A 13,754-nucleotide genomic window follows, 5' to 3' on the forward strand; every position below is an offset into this window, starting at 1 on the left:
AAACTCACTGGGGATTACTATTGATAGCGATTAATACTGATCCTGCTGGAAATACTCAGGCGCGAGATTATCAAAGCGGGTGTATTTGCCGACAAACGCGGCGCGGCAGGTGCCGATTTCGCCGTTACGTTGCTTGCCGATAATCAATTCGGCCATGCCTTTGTCAGGACTGTCTTCGTTGTAGTATTCGTCGCGGTAGATAAACAGGATTACGTCCGCGTCCTGCTCGATGGCGCCAGATTCACGTAAGTCCGAGTTCATCGGGCGCTTGTTGGGGCGCTGTTCCACGCCGCGGTTTAACTGCGAAAGGGCGATCATCGGGCATTCAAATTCTTTGGCCATGCCTTTGAGCGAGCGGGAGATTTCGGAAATTTCCTGGGTACGGCCTTCACCACTGCCAGCAACCGTCATCAACTGCAGGTAGTCGACCATGATCATGCCGGGGTTGCCGTGTTCACGTGCGATACGCCGGATACGGGCGCGCATTTCCTGGGGGTTCAAACCGCCGGTATCGTCGATAAACAGCAATTTGTCTTTGAGTTTGGCAACGGCAGAGGAAAGTTTCGGCCAATCCTCTTCGGTGAGTTTACCGTTACGCATTTTGCCTTGGTCGATACGACCAATGGAGGACATCATCCGCATCACCAGCGCGGAAGATGGCATTTCCATACTAAACACCACCACCGGCTTAGGCTGGTTAAACAGCGCGCCCTCCACGAAGTTGAGCGCCAGCGCGGTTTTACCCATGGACGGACGCGCGGCGAGGATAATCAATTCGCCCGGCTGCCAGCCGGAGGTGCGCTGATCCAGGTCAGTAATACCCGTGGGCACCCCGGTGATGTCACTACCGGAGCGGAACAGCTCATCAATGCGCTGCACCGTTTGTTTCAGCAGCTCATTCACACCGACCAAACCACCTTCTTTGGGGCGATCTTCAGCGATCTCGGCCACACGTTTTTCGGCCAGCTGCAACAGGTCATCGGAATCCAGACCTGCGGGGTTCATACTGGATTTACTAATATCCTGTGCGGCGGCAATCAGTTGGCGCAGGGTTGAACGCTCGCGTACGATTTTGGCGTAAGCAGCAATGTTAGCGGCGCTTGGCGTATTGTTGGCCATTTCGACCAAGTAGCCTAAACCGCCCACACGCTCCAATTCGTCGTGTTTATGCAACTCTTCCGAGAGGGTGATAACGTCCAGCGGTTGACCGGCTTCCTGTAACGCCAGCATCATGCGGAAAATGAGTTTGTGATCCTCGCGGAAAAAATCCGATTCAGTGACCACTTCGAGCACTGCATCCAGGCGGTTGTTATCCAACATCAAACCACCCAGCACCGATTGTTCGGCCTCTACCGAATGCGGCAGTGCAGACTGGGCGGTGAGTTGGCTCGCGAGGCGATCCTCAAAACTGGCAGATTCGAAGCTGGATTCAGGCATAAGTCGTTAAAACACTGGCGTAGTTATTTGTCTAATCGATATTGATCGAATTGGGTGCAAAAAAAATCGGGCACATCTAAACCCCGAAAGGGTTGTCGATAGTGCCCGATTTCCTCTAGCTTGTCAGCAGAAGCTGACCAGCAGAACTGTGCGCCAAAGTATTACTCTGGAACAACAGCCAATTTAACCGCTTGAATCACTTCAGCGTGCAACTGAACGTCGATCTCGTATTGACCGATTTCACGCAGTACGCCTTGTGGCAAGCGAATTTCTGACTTGGCAACTTCAACGCCAGCTGCAGTGATTGCATCAGCGATGTCGCGAGTGCCGATAGAACCGAACAAACGGCCTTCGTCACCAGCATTAGCCGCGATAGTCACTTGCAATGCAGCCAGTTTCTCAGCGCGTGCAGTTGCTTCAGCAATTTTTGCAGCAGCTGCCGCTTCCAAACCAGCGCGACGCGCTTCGAAGTCAGCGATGTTTTTTGCAGTAGCAGCAATTGCTTTGCCTTGCGGCAACAAGAAATTGCGGCCATAGCCAGACTTAACGGTAACTTTGTCACCAATAGCGCCTAAACGGCCTACTTTATCGAGCAGAATAACTTCCATCTCTATACCCCTTACTCGTGGCTGTCAGTGTATGGAATCAAAGCCAGGTAACGAGCACGCTTGATAGCAGTAGCCAACTGACGTTGGTATTTAGCTTTGGTGCCAGTGATACGGCTTGGAACGATCTTGCCAGTTTCGGTGATGTAAGCTTTCAGCGTTTCAACATCTTTGTAATCGATGCGCTTGGTGCCTTCAGCGGTAAAACGGCAGAATTTGCGACGACGGAAAAAACGGGCCATGGTTATACCTCCTGCTCTTCTTCAAAATCATCTGCATCAACACCGTCTTCATCAGACAGGTCTTCTGCGTCATCACGACGTTCAGCGCGCGCTGGGCGAGCTTTGCGTTCACGGCCTTCTTTTTCGGCTTTCATGATGAATGATTCTTCAGTGATGGCGGCATCTTCACGCAGAACAAGGCTACGCAAAATGGCATCGTTGTAACGGAAGTTGGTAGTCAACTCTTCCAATACAGCGTCAGAGCACTCTACGTTCATCAGAATGTAGTGAGCTTTGTGCACTTTATTGATGGAGTAAGCCAGTTGACGACGGCCCCAATCTTCCAAACGGTGAACTTGACCACCGTCGTTTTTGATAGCTGAGCTGTAACGCTCAACCATGGCTGGAACTTGTTCGCTCTGGTCAGGATGAACCAGGAAAACGATTTCGTAATGACGCATGTTTAGCTCCTTACGGGTTAAAGCCTCCTACTTTGCTGATAAATAACGAAGCAGTGAGACAAGGAGTAGCCGATTTTACAGTCACAGGGTGACTTTACCCCCGGCCAGTTTGGGGTGCGGAATTGTACGCATAACACCCCCTACAGGCAAGTAAAACCACGGCCCGCATCACCTTTTCCCCACTTCACTGCACTATCGCCCCTTTCCCGAAAAAAATGGCACTGCCACTTTATGCCGAAACCTGAAGCAGGTGGTCATGCCACCTACCCTTACATGACATTAGGTGGGCTCTGGTAAGTATCCAGAGCGAAGACATCACTACACAACCTAGTAGGAGCAAAGTCATGAAGAATAATCATCCCGGTTGCGCAGCGCCAACTGCTGCGCGCTCCGCAAATCCACGCAACAGGCTATTCGCGAGCCTGGTTACAGGCCTTGCCAGTATTGCTTTCTGCAGTACAGCGCTAGCTGCCGTACCCGCGTTACAGGTGCAGGGCAATAAAGTCCTCGTCGGCGGTAAATCCGTTAGCCTTGAAGGTGTCTCCCTGTTTTGGAGTAACACCGGCTGGGGCGCAGAAAAGTTTTATACCGCCGCTGCGGTCAAACGCGCTAAAACCGAATTCAACGCCAACCTGATCCGCGCCGCCATCGGCCACGGGGAAGGTGGTGGTATCCAGGATGACTGGAACGGCAACATGGCGCGCCTCGATACCGTTATCCAGGCAGCCATCGACAACGATATGTATGTAATCGTTGACTATCACAGCCACAAAGCACACGAGAATTGGGGTTCAGCAGAAGCCTTCTTCAAACAAGTGGCGCAAAAGTGGGGCCAACATAACAACGTCATTTACGAACTCTACAACGAGCCATTGGGTGTGGATTGGCACTCGGTACTCAAACCCTATGCAGAGCATGTGGGTGGCAAAATCCGCGCGATTGACCCGGACAACCTGATCATTATGGGCACGCCTAACTGGTCGCAAGATGTTGATGTCGCATCAACCAACAAAGCCAACGTCTCCAACCTGGCCTATACCGTTCATTTTTATGCTGATAGCCACCAGGGGTCCTATCGCGCCAAGGCGCAAACGGCACTCAATAACGGTGCTGCGCTGTTTGCCACTGAATGGGGCGTGGGCCATGCCAATGGCCGCGGTGCGGTGAACTACGCCGAAACCTGGGCCTGGATCGACTTCCTGCGCGTTAACGGCATCAGCCATGCGGGCTGGGCGTTCCACGACAAAGAGCGCGACCAGGCGACGGGCGAAGTGGAAACCTCATCCTTTTTCTGGGCCGATGGCTCATTGAAAGAATCCGGCAGATTTGTGAAAGAAATTCTCGCTGGCCGTAAATCTATCGATGGCGGTGGTGGCGACGGCTCTGGTGGTACCTGCACCAAAGCCAATCCGGGCGATGCCATCCAGGCCGAAAGCTGGTGCCAGATGTCTGGCGTGAAGACCGAAACGACCAGCGATGCAGGTGGTGGTTTGAATGTCGGCTATATCGATGGCGGCGACTGGATGACTTACTCAGTCAATATACCTACCACCGGCACCTACAAAGTCAGCTACCGCGTTGCAGCTCAGGCAGGTGGCGGACAGCTCCAATTGGAAAAAGCCGGTGGCAGCCCGGTGTATAGCAATATCAACGTTCCCGCGACGGGAGGCTGGCAAAACTGGCAGACCATTTCCCACAATGTAGTGTTGCCCGCAGGCGAGCAACTGATCGCGCTCTCGGCGATTACCGGCGGCTTCAATATCAACTGGCTGAAAGTAGAAAGCACTGGCGGCGACAACACCGGTACCGTAATCGCGACTATTCAGGCGGAAGACCATAGCCAACAGAGCGGCACACAACAAGAAACCACTACTGATGCAGGTGGTGGCAAGAATGTGGGTTATATCGATGCCGGTGATTGGTTGTCTTACTCCGGTACGCCGGTGAATATCCCCAGCACCGGCAGCTATGTGATCGAGTATCGCGTTGCCAGCCAAAACGGTGGCGGCAGTCTGGCATTTGAGGAAGCGGGCGGTGCGCCGGTGCATGGCACTATCGCTATCCCAGCAACCGGCGGCTGGCAGACCTGGACGACCATCAAACACACCGTCAACCTGAGTGCGGGCAACCATCAATTTGGAATTAAAGCCAATGCCGGTGGTTGGAACCTCAATTGGATTCGCATCAGCAAGGCACATTAATCCCGACAAGATATGATAAGTGCGGTTTTTTGCCGCCTTCGGGCGGCTGTTTTCGTTATGTCTGAACCGGCGCGGAGTCAACCGGCGGCAATGCTTGCTTGCGATACTCCGAGGGCGTCATTCCCGTTATGCGTTTAAAAAATCGATGAAACGCCGATTGGCTGTTAAAACCGGATTTATACAGAATGTCCAGCACCGTATCGCCCGCGCACTCAGGCGCAGCCAATAACCGCTTGGCCTCTTCAACCCGCTGGGTATTGATGAACTCAAAGAAATTCTGCTGGTGATGGTCATTGATAATGGTCGATAGCTCGCGCGGCTTGATGCCAATCTGTTCAGCAAATCGCTCCAGATTGATCTGGCTTTCCAAATGCAATCGCTGTTCGCGAATACCGCGCGCGACCGCTTCGCGCTTTTCGTCCACCTGCGGAATATCCTGTAACCGGTCTTTTTCCGGCGCTACGGCCACCACCAATTCATGCTGCAGCAGCTCGCGGGTATTGCGCCAGCCAAACAGGAACAGGCCATTCACCAACAGCACCGTGAGGTAGTTATTGATTATGCCCAGCAGGTCATTGGTCTCGCCGCTCACATAACCGCCCAGGAAATAGGCGATAAATGACCAAAGCCAGTGGATAAAAAATCCCCCCAACACCCAATCCGCCAGCCGCAATTCCCGCTCAGCGATGCTGGAGTACATTTGTTTTAACTGCTGACGCAAACGGAACTCGGTGTAGAAACACGCGAGCACATAAATGAGCGGCGAGCATTTGACCAGGAACCACACAAAAGCCAAGGCCGCACGATCTGCCTCTGTAAGGGCCGCCCAGTGCCAGGGCAGCCAGTCATGGAGACTCAAGTCATAAGCAAAAATAACCCCCACCGCCAACAGGGCAGGCAACAGATGCACACCATGGCGCCACTGATAGACGTCGCGCTCACAGGACAGTGAGCGCAAATAAAAGAACAACACCGGCCCTTGCAACAAGAGGCAAGCCGATAACAGCGCAGGTATCCAAGGGTAATGAGCAATCGATATCGACTGGAAGCTGGTATTCCAGGTGATGAGAGTAGTGGTAAGCGTTCCTATCACCAGCATGAAAAAGAGTTGTAGCAACCGACGTGACGGTTTCCTGCCGCCAGGCAAAATGCCCAGAGCAATACACAGGATCAGGGTTTCCAAAATAGTCAGGGCGATGACCACTTCATGCAAATTAAGTAAGAGATGTTTCATTATTTTTATGTGTCGGTAATTCGGCGATAGTTTTTGTGGAATAGCCTGTCAGCATTTCATATTCTCGCGCTGCTAAATTATCACAGCCTGTAGCGCCATCACTGACCCCACTTTGCATTTTCAGCACATGACGTTGGCCGGTTTTATCCACCGGGTAATACGCGCAATAGGCTTTCGATACCAATCCCATTTATGTATCACAAGTGGGAACTCCCACTTTCTCGATAAACCCGCACGAAGGAAGCCTCCCTCCAGCTGCTCGCATACATTGGGCAAGCCCTTTACGGCGCTACTCCAAAATCTCCTGTTATAAAAAACAATAATTCCCCCGGAGGAACTATGAAACTCAAACATTCGGCGAGTATCCATTCGCTGGCGCTGGCCATGTTCAGCCTCGGCGCGGCCAATACCCTTGCGACAGACTACAACGACCCCTGGTGGGCAAGCCCCAATACCAATACCAGTTTTGTCGACCAGTTCGATGGAGTGAGCATCAACCGCAACAAATGGTTGGTGGAGCAAAACATTTTTGTGAATGGCGAGGATATTGATTATCAGGATGTGGAATACCCCGCCGCTGACTGGACTTTTCGTGTCGGCCAACCCGATGCCGGTGCCACAGATGGCAAGGTACTCAACCTGAAAGCCCGCTATATGGATGGCCAGATCCAGGACTATTACGGTGGCACTGCCGGTCAGGGCAAGCCGCTGTTTATTCGCGCGGGCCGGATTGAATCGCAAATTACCGATGACTCCACCTTTGTGTATGGCAAATTTGAAGCGCGCATCAAAATGCCGCCGGCGCGCAACGCCGAATTCCCGGCCTGGTGGTTGTTGGGCAACTTTCCCGATGTGGGTTGGACTGCTTGCCAGGAGCTGGACATTATTGAGTTCACTGGCGCCAATGTCAGTAAAGCGCCGCAAACCCATTGGTCGGCGCCCTACCCGGCCTATGGCGGCAACCCTTATGGCACCACTTACGCGCAACTGGGCATTAGCCCAAGCGATGAATATGTCACTTACGGCGTGATCAAAACCCCGGAATCGGTCGATTACTACATCAACGGCGTTAAAACCTACAGCTGGACCAAAGCCGAGCGCGGCGACCAGCCCTGGCCTTACCTCACCCCCATGCGCATGATCCTCAACCACGCCATCACCCATGTGGAATGGCCGGACGTGGGCAATTACAACCAATTCAGCACCAACGCCAATGTGGCCAACAAAACCGGTTATACCCGCGTCAATAACGGTGTGACCGAGTATGAATATTTGGATACCGCCGCGATGAACGCCAATATCGGTCGTGCGGGCACGGATTTCCTGGTCGATTACGTTGCCCACTGGCCACTGCCGACCACCGACACTTGGCACAAGTACATCGACGAGAGCAAATACAGCTTCTTCCGCCCCACCAATAACACCAAAGGTTTCTATTCGCTGAAAGGCTGGATGGCGCCGGTGTCCGTCAACGCAGATGCTTACTTACAAGAAGGTGATAACGCCTACCGCGATAACAGCGCCAAAAATGCCGCTGACGGCTATGTCGGCTCCAAGTGGGCAACCCCGCGCGACGACAATATGCATTCAGTCACCATCGACTACGGCGTGGACAAACCCATCAAATACTTCTGGATTGAATGGAGCTGGAACCTGCCCAAGTCTTACGACATCTTCGGTAAAACTGCGTCCGGCAACTGGGAATTTATCCTCAATTCAGAGCAGCAAAGTGTGGGTTGGGCGACACATACTTTTGATATAAACAAGACCTATCGCTACATCAAACTGGTCACCAAAGGTCGCATAGATAAAGCCGAGCCAATTTGGCTGCTGGAATTCAAAGCCTTTGAGGATGTGCCCAATGTATACCCCAAACCAGCGGGTACACCGGTGGTGGATCGCACCGTCAATATGCTTGGCAACGGCAACTTTGCCGACGGCCTGACCGGTTGGGGGAGCGAGAACTACGACGGTGCAGGCGCGACCTATAGCGTTATCAATGGTGAAGCGCGCATTACCGCCGCCACGCAAGGCACCGGGTCTGGCTCCTACCAGTTGCACACCCAGGGGTTTGGCCTGAAGCGCAACTATCGCTACCAGATCAGCTTCCGCGCCCGCGCTGAAACGCCGCGCAACATCCAACTGCGTCTGGCGGAAAACCAATTGAATCCATCACCGGCCGGAACCTATTTGCTGCAGACCATCGCCCTTGGTACCAGCATGACCAGCTACAGCTTTAACATCGATTTTACCGGTGGCGATAACCCCGGCCGCCTCGCCTTCCTGCTTGGCGCCATGGGTAATGCAACGACCTACATCGATGATGTGGTGATTAAAGAAATCGCCTACATAGGCTCCGGTGACCCGCTGGTTCCGGCAATTACCGCCACCGATTTCAGCGGCGCCAGCAGTGGCTGGGAAACTGACTGGTGGGGCGTAGCGCAACGCGCGGTGGATGGTGCAACCGGCAACAAAGCCAGCGGTAACGATGGTGTCGCCGAAGGTCAGGACTTGTGGGTGAGCGTGAACATCGATGCCAACTATGAAGTGAAAGAGGTACTGGTAGCGGGCGATAAATCCGCACCGCGCAGCCTCGCGCAGTTCAAAGTGGAATACGGCACCGCTAACAACACCCTGATCGACTGGAGCAACAGCAATACCGATGGCGCCTATGAAAGCTTCAGCAACTTCGTCGCCTACCCACCCGCGAATGAACGTCGCTTCCGCTTCTGGTTCCGCCCACCGGCAGGTCAATTGGTGGAAGTGGCCGATGTGCAGTTGATGGCCGTCGACCTGAAGCCCCACCGCATCTACACCATTAATTTGGACAACGGTGGCAGCATCAGCCCGGCGGACACCTTGCGCTACAGCAAAAACAACACCGATTCCGCGACCTACAGCTTCACACCGCCACCGGGTGGATCGGTCGCCAATGTGATAGTGGACGGCGTATCGCTCGGCGCTATGAACAGTTACACCTTCAATAATATTGCTGCCAGCCACACCATCGCCGTCGCTTACAACACCACTGGCGCCAGCTCATCGGCGGCCAGCTCCAGTGCCCCCTCCTCTGCCTCGTCCAGCAGTTCGAGTGTGGCACCGGTATTGTTATCCCAAGGCCGTCCGGTTACTGCCAGCAGCAACTTTCAACACGCAGCCAATGCAGTGGATGGCAACGGCGGCACGCGCTGGGAATCCACCCACGGTGTCAGCCCCAGTTGGATCATGGTGGATTTGGGCAGCAGCAAAAACCTGAGCCAGGTGATTATTGATTGGGAAGCGGCCAACGCCGCCAACTATCTGGTGCAGGCATCCAACAACGGCATGAGCTGGACCACCTTGAAAACCATCACCACTGGCGCCTTTGGTGATCGCACCGACACCCACAGCGTTGCAGGCAACTACCGCTATGTGCGCATTTATGCCACGGCACGCAGCGCAGGAAACCAATGGGGTTATTCAATTTGGGAACTGAAAATAACGGGTAATTAATAAAAATTTAAGCAATGGTTATTAACCGCCACCCGCATTTTTTTGCGGGTGGTTTTTTAAAAATAAATGGACGACATACCATGAAAAAAATTCACTCACTTTTATTATCTGCAATTTTTTCTATCGCCATTTTCAGCAGCGCCGCCCACGCCGCTGTCATTACCTTTGATGATTTACCCGCAACCGAAGCCGATGCGATTCACAATGGTTATCACGGTTTCAATTGGGGTGCAGACTTTATGACCAGCGTAGCCTACATCAACAAAAATACTTTGCTCGGCACCGGCTTTGCTTCGGGGGTTGTGTCAGGTGATTACGCCGCGTTTAATAATTTCGCAACCACCAGCACTATTAGTAGCAATCTGTTTGATTTTAACGGCGTCTATTTAACTGCCGCGTGGAATGAAGGTTTATTGATTGAAGTCACTGGTTTTTTAGACAACCTTGCCCTCTTCACCACAACCGTCACGGTCAGTACACAACAGGCGCAATGGTTCGATTTTAATTTTATCGGCATCAACCAACTCAGCTTTCGCTCCTGGGGCGGAACCTCCAATAATCCCGACGAAGGCGGCGAACATTTTGTGATGGATAATTTCACCTACAACGAATCTACCAGCACATCAGTACCCGAATCATCATCACTCGCCTTATTGCTACTCGGCGCCGCCGGTATTTTATTAGGCCGCAAAACCAAAAAACCCTGATTTCCAGCAGTAAAAACAACCCTGCTTTGCCGCCACCAAGCGATTGGTAGCGGCGTTTTTGTTTTTGGGGTAGAGTCGTACGCCGCATCCAAATAAATTCCGGCTGCACTAACGCTATATATCAATAATTATTCGCGCGAGATTCCATGATGGACACCCCAAATCCCTATACCCCACCCAACAGCAATCTTGAAAATAAAACGGATATTCAAGACATAACACGGTACCGCAAAAAACTCATTCCGATGTGGATAAAAATATTTGGCTGGCTGTTTATCGTCATAGGTACAGCGGTGCCATTTGTAGGAATTTTCTCGGTGGTAACAGGCGTAGAGGGCAATTATTCTCTATATGGGCTTGAGGAGACCGGCAGCTTATTTTCGCCTATTCCATTACTGATAGTTACGCTGTTTGTAGTTCACTCTGTTTGCGCATTTGGGCTGCTGTTTGGAAAATCATGGGGCGTTAGGGCTTGTCTAATTCTGGCTTACATTAGCGTAGCAATTTGCTTATTCACTACATTTTCAGGAGATGGGAGTATTCGATTAGAGATCCTGTTACTTATTTTTTATATTTTAAAACTTCGTAAATTACAGCCCATTTGGTTTGGCCCTTTAACTGATGAAAATAGTGAATCTACACCTATTGGTACAGATGGGGTCAATTAATAATGACTTACCAAGGAAGCTGCCATCCCAGCGCAATAAAATGTGAAGTAAAAAACTGCAACGGCTCGATCTGCAATATAAGCGGTTTTTTACATTCGATCCGACTGCATCGCCTTTTCCTCCGATTGATCGTGATGTTAACGGGGCTCTTCATCCTGAACGCTGCTGCGCAGGAGGAACCGCGAGTACGAGCGCGAGATTTAGGTGTCGCACCGGGTATCTTCAGTCCTGGCACTAACAACGCGATCACCGACGTCGCCGGTGTACGTGTCGGCCAGGTGACGCTGCGAAAAGGCGATAAGGTTCGTACCGGTGTCACCGCGATCCTGCCGCACCCCGGCAATGCCTACCGCTCACGGGTACCCGCTGCATTGCATGTAGGCAATGGCTTCGGCAAATTCATCGGCACCACCCAAATCAATGAGCTGGGCGAGTTGGAAAGCCCGATCTTGTTGACCTGCACCTTGTGCGTGTGGAAGGCGGCCGATGCCATGGTTGAGTGGATGCTGGCGCAACCGGATATGGAGCAGGTACGCTCGCTGAATGTGGTCGTGGGCGAGACTAATGACGGCAGACTCAATGACATACGCGCACGCCCGATCACCGCAGCTGCGGTGCGTACTGCATTGGAAAGCGCGAAGAGTGGGCCGGTGCAGGAAGGTAGCGTTGGTGCAGGCACCGGCACTACGGCATTCGGCTGGAAGGCAGGTATAGGAACGTCATCGCGCAAACTGCCCGACAGCTTGGGTGGATTTACGGTGGGTGTGCTGGTACAGGCTAACTTCGGTGGAGTACTGCAGGTGGCAGGTGCGCCCGTGGGGCGTGAGCTGGATCGCTATGCGTTCCAAAACGCAGTCGCTGCGCAAGAGAACACCCGTGGATTAGCCGATGACCGCGGCGATGGCTCAATCATTATTGTGATCGCCACCGATGCGCCCTTATCGGATCGCAATCTGCAGCGCTTGGCCTCACGCGGCATGATGGGATTGGGGCGTACCGGCAGTTCCGCATCCAACGGTAGCGGCGATTACATATTGGCATTTTCGACTGCCGAATCGGTGCGACGCCAATTTGATGCGGCGCGGTTGCAAACTACCGAATTGGCGAACGAGCAAATGAGCGCTGTATTCCAGGCCAGCGTGGATGCAGTGGAAGAGTCGGTCTACAACGCCTTGTTTATGGCGACCACGGAAAGTGGCAATGGTCAAACAGTGGAGGCTATTCCGCTGGATCAGGTGCGGAAAGTGCTGAAGGCTCACGGTATAGAAGTACCTGCGCGATAGGCAGCGCAGATGCTCCTACATCTGCAACACCGAAAATCAAAGGACAATAAACAATGTGGAAAGTATTAATAATTACATCAGTGCTATTCATTGCTGCCTGTAGCACCACAAAAATCCATGTTTACACATCGGGAATTGATCAGCCTACCCAACAGCAACTGCTTCAATCGTTAAACAATGCCGGTTTGAAGGCTCATCAACAGACAACCCCAATGCAGCCCCTCAAAGAAGGGGCTTATATCATTTACACACCCAACTCTCGTTCAACGCAGATCAACCGAGAGATTGAACAGATTTTAAAATCATTAAATTTACCGGCACCTGAATCACGCCTGTTTAGTTTGGGCGAAGGAATTAGCGCACACCGATATACCAAAGGAAATATTGGCCTCTATGTGATCGCAAATACAAACCAACCAACAGATAGCTTAAAAAAAATACTGGAAGAAAGCAGTATCTTGGATTGGGAGCTTGGTTCGATCAGCTGCACCCAAAATTACATTCTGGACATCATGGGCGATGGTAAAATTTACATAAGTACACTCGAAGATGGTAAAGAAATAACCTCACTCAACTGGAAAATACAAGATAAACAATTAGTGCTGACTAAATTATTTAACCGCTACGTTTACGACATTTCAGAAGAAAAGAAAATCATAACACCGACTCAACAGTATCCCGAACCTTACGGCTGCCAATTCCGCAGCAACTTTGACACTGTCGTGCACGTAAAAAATATCAGGAATTAGTAATGATCTACCAAGGCAGCTGCCATTGCGGCGCAATAACATTTGAAGTGGAAGCCCCCGACGAAGTGGAAGTCGAAAACTGTAATTGTTCGATCTGCAATATGAGCGGTTTTTTACATTTGATTGTGCCGCAGCGCAGTTTTCGCCTCAGCAGTGGCGAGGACAACATCACTACTTACACATTCAACACCGGTGTAGCCAAGCACAAGTTTTGCAAAACCTGCGGTATCAAACCCTTTTACATTCCCCGCTCAAACCCGGATGGGGTGGATGTCAATTTGCGCTGCTTAACACCGCAGCCAAAAGCAGTAAAAATTGTGGCTTTTGACGGACAAAATTGGGAGCAACATGCTTATACCCTTGCGCATAAAAGCCTTTAACCATGCAGGGTCAGGACTTATAACCAAGAATCCGCGATGGCAAGAATAAAAGCGCGCGCAAAAATGCAAACACCGCATCAAAGGCGATACCAAGGATGCGAAACGGAATAGAGATCAACCAGACAATTGGCCAAAGTACCAAGGCGAGCAGCGCCAAGGGCCAACAGATTGCCCATAACAATAACCAGCAGATAAATGTGAGCATACGCCCCCCGTTGTAAACATTGTTTTGGGATTAGATGCAGATTACAACAGATTAGATTCAGCTCAACCCTTTATAATGGTAAACCTTCGACAACCCTCTCCCAACGCCAGA

The 13,754-nt window shown here is 51.8% G+C and carries 14 protein-coding genes; 7 read left to right on the top strand and 7 right to left on the bottom strand.

The window, feature by feature from the left end:
• Window positions 1-30 precede the first annotated feature (30 nt).
• From dnaB to rpsF, 4 genes are all read right to left on the bottom strand, one after another.
• Window positions 31-1,437: a replicative DNA helicase gene (gene dnaB / locus D0B88_RS17995; RefSeq protein WP_007643436.1), complete on the bottom strand. Its 1,407-nt coding sequence runs from the start codon at window positions 1,435-1,437 to the stop codon at window positions 31-33.
• A 161-nt stretch (window positions 1,438-1,598) separates the two neighbouring features.
• On the bottom strand, window positions 1,599-2,045 hold the full coding sequence (rplI, locus tag D0B88_RS18000; RefSeq protein ID WP_007643438.1) for a 50S ribosomal protein L9: 447 nt from the start codon (window positions 2,043-2,045) through the stop codon (window positions 1,599-1,601).
• Window positions 2,046-2,056: 11 nt separating this feature from the next.
• Window positions 2,057-2,284 (bottom strand): 30S ribosomal protein S18, encoded by a 228-nt coding sequence (rpsR, locus tag D0B88_RS18005; protein ID WP_007643439.1) that lies wholly within the window; start codon window positions 2,282-2,284, stop codon window positions 2,057-2,059.
• Window positions 2,285-2,286: 2 nt separating this feature from the next.
• On the bottom strand, window positions 2,287-2,724 hold the full coding sequence (gene rpsF, locus D0B88_RS18010) for a 30S ribosomal protein S6 (protein WP_007643441.1): 438 nt from the start codon (window positions 2,722-2,724) through the stop codon (window positions 2,287-2,289).
• Between the two features lie 344 nt (window positions 2,725-3,068).
• Between rpsF and D0B88_RS18015 the strand changes: the two genes are divergently transcribed.
• Window positions 3,069-4,925, top strand: a complete 1,857-nt coding sequence (locus D0B88_RS18015) for a carbohydrate-binding protein (RefSeq protein ID WP_151058882.1) — start codon at window positions 3,069-3,071, stop codon at window positions 4,923-4,925.
• Window positions 4,926-4,980: 55 nt separating this feature from the next.
• Here D0B88_RS18015 and D0B88_RS18020 read toward each other — a convergent pair whose 3' ends face one another.
• Window positions 4,981-6,159, bottom strand: a complete 1,179-nt coding sequence (locus D0B88_RS18020) for a helix-turn-helix domain-containing protein (protein ID WP_151058884.1) — start codon at window positions 6,157-6,159, stop codon at window positions 4,981-4,983.
• Window positions 6,140-6,310: a hypothetical protein gene (locus tag D0B88_RS19040; protein ID WP_191966468.1), complete on the bottom strand. Its 171-nt coding sequence runs from the start codon at window positions 6,308-6,310 to the stop codon at window positions 6,140-6,142. The genes D0B88_RS18020 and D0B88_RS19040 overlap by 20 nt, the downstream gene beginning before the upstream one ends.
• A 188-nt stretch (window positions 6,311-6,498) precedes the next feature.
• On the opposite strand from D0B88_RS19040, the gene D0B88_RS18025 reads away from it, so the two are divergent.
• The 6 genes from D0B88_RS18025 (at window position 6,499) to D0B88_RS18050 (ending at window position 13,438) form a co-directional block, all read left to right on the top strand.
• Window positions 6,499-9,651: a discoidin domain-containing protein gene (locus D0B88_RS18025; RefSeq protein WP_151058886.1), complete on the top strand. Its 3,153-nt coding sequence runs from the start codon at window positions 6,499-6,501 to the stop codon at window positions 9,649-9,651.
• An 80-nt stretch (window positions 9,652-9,731) separates the two neighbouring features.
• Complete coding sequence (locus tag D0B88_RS18030; RefSeq protein WP_225318449.1) at window positions 9,732-10,358, top strand: PEP-CTERM sorting domain-containing protein; 627 nt, start codon at window positions 9,732-9,734, stop codon at window positions 10,356-10,358.
• 146 nt (window positions 10,359-10,504) lie between these two features.
• A complete protein-coding gene (locus tag D0B88_RS18035) occupies window positions 10,505-11,026 on the top strand; it encodes a hypothetical protein (protein WP_151058890.1) in 522 nt (173 codons plus the stop codon).
• A 134-nt stretch (window positions 11,027-11,160) separates the two neighbouring features.
• Window positions 11,161-12,309 carry a P1 family peptidase gene (locus tag D0B88_RS18040; RefSeq protein ID WP_191966469.1) on the top strand — a complete coding sequence of 383 codons (1,149 nt, stop codon included), beginning with the start codon at window positions 11,161-11,163 and terminating at the stop codon, window positions 12,307-12,309.
• A 53-nt stretch (window positions 12,310-12,362) separates the two neighbouring features.
• On the top strand, window positions 12,363-13,058 hold the full coding sequence (locus D0B88_RS18045; protein WP_151058892.1) for a hypothetical protein: 696 nt from the start codon (window positions 12,363-12,365) through the stop codon (window positions 13,056-13,058).
• Window positions 13,059-13,060: 2 nt separating this feature from the next.
• Window positions 13,061-13,438 (top strand): GFA family protein, encoded by a 378-nt coding sequence (locus tag D0B88_RS18050; protein ID WP_151058894.1) that lies wholly within the window; start codon window positions 13,061-13,063, stop codon window positions 13,436-13,438.
• Between the two features lie 10 nt (window positions 13,439-13,448).
• On the opposite strand, the gene D0B88_RS18055 is transcribed toward D0B88_RS18050, so the two are convergent.
• The gene (locus D0B88_RS18055) at window positions 13,449-13,643 is read right to left on the bottom strand and encodes a hypothetical protein (RefSeq protein ID WP_007643466.1); all 195 of its coding nucleotides are present in this window, start codon (window positions 13,641-13,643) and stop codon (window positions 13,449-13,451) included.
• Between the last annotated feature and the right edge of the window lie 111 nt (window positions 13,644-13,754).

The organism is Cellvibrio sp. KY-YJ-3, from assembly GCF_008806955.1.
In the GTDB taxonomy this organism is placed as follows: Bacteria; Pseudomonadota; Gammaproteobacteria; order Pseudomonadales; family Cellvibrionaceae; genus Cellvibrio.

Bases quoted from the DNA above. Each gene is read 5' to 3' on its own strand.
- D0B88_RS18020 (WP_151058884.1), bottom strand. From the start codon at position 6,159: ATGAAACATCTCTTACTTAATTTGCATGAAGTGGTCATCGCCCTGACT.
- rpsR (WP_007643439.1), bottom strand. From the start codon at position 2,284: ATGGCCCGTTTTTTCCGTCGTCGCAAATTCTGCCGTTTTACCGCTGAA.
- D0B88_RS18015 (WP_151058882.1), top strand. From the start codon at position 3,069: ATGAAGAATAATCATCCCGGTTGCGCAGCGCCAACTGCTGCGCGCTCC.
- D0B88_RS18045 (WP_151058892.1), top strand. From the start codon at position 12,363: ATGTGGAAAGTATTAATAATTACATCAGTGCTATTCATTGCTGCCTGT.
- D0B88_RS18040 (WP_191966469.1), top strand. From the start codon at position 11,161: ATGTTAACGGGGCTCTTCATCCTGAACGCTGCTGCGCAGGAGGAACCG.
- D0B88_RS18055 (WP_007643466.1), bottom strand. From the start codon at position 13,643: ATGCTCACATTTATCTGCTGGTTATTGTTATGGGCAATCTGTTGGCCC.
- rplI (WP_007643438.1), bottom strand. From the start codon at position 2,045: ATGGAAGTTATTCTGCTCGATAAAGTAGGCCGTTTAGGCGCTATTGGT.
- D0B88_RS18035 (WP_151058890.1), top strand. From the start codon at position 10,505: ATGATGGACACCCCAAATCCCTATACCCCACCCAACAGCAATCTTGAA.
- D0B88_RS18025 (WP_151058886.1), top strand. From the start codon at position 6,499: ATGAAACTCAAACATTCGGCGAGTATCCATTCGCTGGCGCTGGCCATG.
- dnaB (WP_007643436.1), bottom strand. From the start codon at position 1,437: ATGCCTGAATCCAGCTTCGAATCTGCCAGTTTTGAGGATCGCCTCGCG.
- rpsF (WP_007643441.1), bottom strand. From the start codon at position 2,724: ATGCGTCATTACGAAATCGTTTTCCTGGTTCATCCTGACCAGAGCGAA.
- D0B88_RS18030 (WP_225318449.1), top strand. From the start codon at position 9,732: ATGAAAAAAATTCACTCACTTTTATTATCTGCAATTTTTTCTATCGCC.
- D0B88_RS18050 (WP_151058894.1), top strand. From the start codon at position 13,061: ATGATCTACCAAGGCAGCTGCCATTGCGGCGCAATAACATTTGAAGTG.